The organism is Negativicoccus succinicivorans (assembly GCF_018373335.1).
In the GTDB taxonomy this organism is placed as follows: Bacteria; Bacillota; Negativicutes; order Veillonellales; family Negativicoccaceae; genus Negativicoccus; species Negativicoccus succinicivorans_A.
This window is the reverse complement of the sequence record NZ_JAHAHH010000094.1, coordinates 1-3947: the sequence shown is the minus strand read 5'-3', so window position 1 is coordinate 3947 and position 3947 is coordinate 1. Positions and strand designations below refer to the sequence as shown.

At 57.6% G+C, this 3947-nt stretch carries 5 protein-coding genes; 1 reads left to right on the top strand and 4 read right to left on the bottom strand.

Annotation, left to right across the window (positions count from 1 at the left end; genetic code table 11):
• Positions 1 to 436: DUF711 family protein (locus tag KH813_RS06210; protein ID WP_303994485.1), on the top strand; the 436-nt coding region annotated here is incomplete at its 5' end.
• A 50-nt stretch (positions 437 to 486) separates the two neighbouring features.
• Here KH813_RS06210 and glmM read toward each other — a convergent pair.
• The 4 genes from glmM to KH813_RS06190 all read right to left on the bottom strand — a co-directional run.
• Positions 487 to 1848 carry a phosphoglucosamine mutase gene (glmM, locus tag KH813_RS06205; protein ID WP_303994484.1) on the bottom strand — a complete coding sequence of 454 codons (1362 nt, stop codon included), beginning with the start codon at positions 1846 to 1848 and terminating at the stop codon, positions 487 to 489.
• A 23-nt stretch (positions 1849 to 1871) separates the two neighbouring features.
• Positions 1872 to 2792 (bottom strand): YbbR-like domain-containing protein, encoded by a 921-nt coding sequence (locus KH813_RS06200; protein WP_303994483.1) that lies wholly within the window; start codon positions 2790 to 2792, stop codon positions 1872 to 1874.
• On the bottom strand, positions 2789 to 3613 hold the full coding sequence (gene cdaA / locus KH813_RS06195; RefSeq protein WP_303994482.1) for a diadenylate cyclase CdaA: 825 nt from the start codon (positions 3611 to 3613) through the stop codon (positions 2789 to 2791). Before cdaA ends, KH813_RS06200 begins: the two co-directional genes overlap by 4 nt.
• Before the next feature lie 58 nt (positions 3614 to 3671).
• Positions 3672 to 3947, bottom strand: a 276-nt coding sequence (locus KH813_RS06190; protein ID WP_303994481.1) for a GIY-YIG nuclease family protein, incomplete at its 5' end; no start/stop codon positions are given.

Below are 3947 nucleotides of genomic sequence, written 5' to 3'. Positions count from 1 at the left end.
GCTCTTAAACGACGCCGTGAAAAAAGGCGGCATGATGGCCGCCAGTCGTGTCGGAGGTCTCTCCGGCGCGTTCATTCCCGTCAGCGAAGACCTCGGCATGATCGAAGCGGTCGAACGCGGCTCATTGACGCTGGAAAAATTGGAAGCGATGACCTGCGTCTGCTCGGTCGGTCTCGATATGATCGCCGTCCCCGGCGACACCTCGGCCGCGACGCTCGCCGCGATTTTGGCGGATGAAGCGGCAATCGGCATGATCAATAACAAAACGACCGCGACCCGTTTGATCCCGGTGCCCGGCAAAAAAGTCGGCGACCTGGTCGAATTCGGCGGCCTGTTGGGATACGCGCCCGTCATAGCGGTGAATCGTTTCGACGCGTCGGAGTTCATCGCTCGCGGCGGCCGTATTCCCGCGCCGGTGCGCAGTCTCACGAATTAAATCAACGCATCAAAAAAAGAAGCCCGCGGGCTTCTTTTTTATTGTGAAAATTATTCTTCCACGCCGATTTCACGCTGAACGGTCGCGCAAATATCCGTTACAATGCGTTCGAGTTGATCATGATCCGGCCCTTCCGCCATCACGCGCAGCAACGGTTCGGTACCGGACGCGCGCACCAAAACGCGGCCGTTTTCACCGAGTTCTTCTTCCGCCGCGCCGATCGCCGCCATGATGAACGGATTCTCCCGCCACGACTCTTTATCATACACGCGCACATTGCGTAAAATCTGCGGATACGTGGCCATCAGTTGCGCCAATTCCGAAAGTTTGCGGCCGCTCTGCTTCATGATCGCCAAGGTCTGCACCGCCGTCAATACGCCGTCGCCGGTCGTATTGTAGTCGAGAAAAATGACATGGCCCGACTGTTCGCCGCCGAGCACGTAATCATGGGCGCGCATTTCTTCCAGCACGTACCGGTCTCCGACCGATGTAAAAACGGCCTGTAAACCCATTTTTTCGAGCGCTTTTTTGAAACCGATATTGCTCATGACCGTTGCGACAACCGTGTCATTTTTCAGCTTATTTTGCGATTTCAGTTGCTGCGCCGCCAAAAGCAATATATGGTCGCCGTCCAGCACCGCGCCGGTTTCATCAATCAAAAGGCAACGATCCGAATCGCCGTCATTCGCGACGCCCGCGTCCGCTCCTTCGGCAAGTACTCGTTCGCGCAAAAGTTCCGGATGCGTCGAGCCGACGCCCGCGTTGATATTGACTCCGTTCGGTTCGGACGCGATGGTGATGACTTCCGCGCCAAGCTCACGCAAAACGGCCGGCGTCACATCGGAAGCCGCGCCGTGCGCCGCGTCCGCGACGATTTTCAAGCCGTCCAAACGGCAAGGCGCCGTAGCCGCGATGTAGTCCGTATAGCGTTGCGCCGCTTCCGGAATCAGCTGAATGCGGCCGACCGCCTCCGCCGTCGGTCGCGCGCTGTTATCAAGCGCGTCGCCGCGCAGCATGGCTTCAATTTCATCTTCCGCCGCGTCCGGCAACTTAAAACCGAACCGGTCAAAAAATTTGATGCCGTTATCGGGATACGGATTGTGCGAAGCGGAAATCACCACGCCCGCCGTGTAATCGCCGGTGCGCGTCAGGTACGCGACCCCCGGTGTCGGAATCACGCCGACGATATCAACATCGCCGCCCGCCGAGCAAACGCCCGCCGCCAACGCCGCGGCGAGCATCGTGCCCGAGATGCGGGTATCGAAACCGATCAGAAAACGCGGGCGCGCCGCCGTGTCATCGCCCTGTACGAAAAACACCGCCGCCGCGCGTCCCAAATGAAACGCGAGTTCCGGTGTCAATGTGTCATTGACGACGCCGCGCACACCGTCCGTGCCAAACAATCGTGCCATAAAATCCTCCTACTGTTTTCCCTTTATTCCGCTTTTAATACGATTCGCACCGTTGCCGTTTCCGGTGTCGCCGCGCCGTTGCTCGGTACGGGAACTTCCACCTGTCGAATGACCTCTCCGGACTCGCCGCTCACCGAAATCGCCGGCAACTGCCAGGCGGAAAGCGCGTCCAACTGCGATTTTTCACCCGCGAGCGTCACTTCCCGCGGCATGATTTCAATCGCGTCCACCCGCCAACCGTACGCCGGCGAGCCGCTTGTCTGTACCGCTAAAGGCAAGGTTTTCTCGACCCGCAGCGGATTGATTTTTATTTTGACGAGCACATTTTCCGGCGCGAAGGTGACGCCGTTCACTTTATTGCCCTCCGCGTCATACAGCGCGACCGCCGCCACGATATCAAAATCGGTTTTGCGTCCCGCAGTGTGAATCTCCGTCTGCGCGGTTTTCACTTGGGACACCCGACTCGACGGACCGGTGATCGTCACTACATTCGGGGTGATCGCCGTCACCGCGCCGCCGTGATCGCCGGCCGGATCGTCGGTTACCTTCGCCGTCACCGGAATGGTCCGCGAGGCCACTTCATCCACATTGACCGTGAAACGCAACGGTTTTTGCTCGATCACTTCCGCGCCCGGCGGCAGTATCAGTTGCAAGGTCATATTTTCATTTTCCCCGACATCCGCTTGGATCATGTCCAGCACGGCTTTCATATCGGATTCGCGCAGCTGCAACATTGTGTTTCTTTGCATGCGCAATTTGACATGCACGCTCTGCGGCGCGTCCAGCGCCACCAATGAATCGTCCAAATGCGTCACTTCGACCGGCAGTTCATAGCTGCTTTCGACAAGCGGGTTCTGGTCGTTCATGATAAACACCCAGAGAAACACCGCCACGAAAAAACAGATAAGCTTCGCCGTCCAGTTGCCGCCCAGCCATTTTCTCATGATTTCCTCCAGTTAAAGAATTCGCCCAAACGCAATCGGTTATCGTTTCCTTTGAGGAGGTAATTGCGCAACATGTTGCGCAGATTGTCGCCGTCCAAATGGCGATAAATATGACCGCCGTACGCGTAAGAAATCGCTCCCGTTTCTTCACTGACGATCACGACCAGCGCGTCGCCCTGCTCCGTCAGGCCGATGCCGGCGCGATGCCGCGTGCCGAGCGCGCTCGATAAGTTTTGATCCTGCGTCAGCGGCAGCAGGCAACCCGCCGCGACCACGCGATTTTCCCGAATTAAAATGGCGCCGTCATGCAAAGGCGTATTGGGAATAAAAATATTGCCCAACAACTCTTCGCTCACGACCGCGTCCAAGTAGATGCCCGTGTCGCCGTATTCCGCCAGACGCACCGCCCGTTCGAAGGCGATCAGCGCGCCGATTTTCTTTTCGCTCATCCGTTCGCAGGCGAGCACCACTTCATCAATCACGCGCATCCGTTCTTCATCATCGACGATGGAGGAACGGCTGATGAAACGACCGCGGCCGAGCCGTTCGAGCGCTTTGCGCAATTCCGGCTGGAACACGATCGGCAACGCGACGATAAGTACCGTCATCGACTTTTCCAACAACCAATTCACGACGTGCAGATCCATCCAGTTGCTGACGATCGTAAACGCGCCGAGCACCACCAACCCTTTTAAAAGGGAGACGGCGCGGGTATCGCGGATCAAATAGTACAACTGGTAAAGGATCACCGCTACCACGAGGATATCGACGATATCGAGGATCCGCATCGTGGAAAGCAGCGCTTGTAACTGTAGTAACATGGTTCACTCCGTTCTTATGCTTTCTCTTTATTATACCACGAGACCGGTCCGGTTCCGCTTACGGGCGCGCCGCCAACCACGCGTCAATTTTCGCCCGCACGCGCGCATCCCCGTCGATCAACGCGTCCTTTTCGCGACGGGATAATCGCTTGATATACCATTCCGTGCGCCGCGCGGTGCGTTCGTCCGTCACATCGCTTTGCCACACCAAAACGACCGGTCGGCGGGCGCGGGTATACTTCGCCCCGTCGCCCGCGTTATGCACGGCAAGACGTTTGGTGACGTCGCGCGCGATCCCCGTATACAAGGTATCATCGGCGCAACGAACGATGTA

Excerpts from the sequence above, each read along its gene's own strand:
- glmM (WP_303994484.1), bottom strand. The coding sequence starts at position 1,848 with ATGGCACGATTGTTTGGCACGGACGGTGTGCGCGGCGTCGTCAATGAC.
- KH813_RS06200 (WP_303994483.1), bottom strand. The coding sequence starts at position 2,792 with ATGAGAAAATGGCTGGGCGGCAACTGGACGGCGAAGCTTATCTGTTTT.
- cdaA (WP_303994482.1), bottom strand. The coding sequence starts at position 3,613 with ATGTTACTACAGTTACAAGCGCTGCTTTCCACGATGCGGATCCTCGAT.